1 tRNA gene is annotated in these 303 nt (G+C 42.6%); it reads left to right on the top strand.

Annotated features, from left to right (window positions below):
- Window positions 1–50: 50 nt before the first annotated feature.
- Window positions 51–126, top strand: a tRNA-Ala gene (locus GEV02_RS32635).
- Window positions 127–303 lie beyond the last annotated feature (177 nt).

The raw sequence follows: 303 nt of genomic DNA, 5'->3' as shown, positions 1-303 counted from the left end.
TGGTTCGAGTCCAACCAGCCCTACCAGTTTCTGCCTTGTAGTAAATCTCAGGGGGATTAGCTCAGCTGGGAGAGCACCTGCTTTGCAAGCAGGGGGTCGTCGGTTCGATCCCGTCATCCTCCACCAAGAGTTCAAATGTAAGGGTAAGCCTTTAGATTTGATCTTTTAGAGATCAAGTGCTGTACGTTCTTTAACAATCTGGAAGAAGTAAGTAAATTTTTATTGATCGTTTTACGGTAAAACGTAAGACGATGGGTAATGATTGTATGTATCAACAAACGCAACAACGTAGTACTTCTTATT

The organism is Rugamonas aquatica (assembly GCF_009380215.1).
GTDB lineage: Bacteria > Pseudomonadota > Gammaproteobacteria > Burkholderiales > Burkholderiaceae_D > Rugamonas > Rugamonas aquatica_B.
The sequence above is the reverse complement of the archived record's forward strand: the minus strand, read 5'-3'. Positions and strand labels throughout refer to the sequence as shown.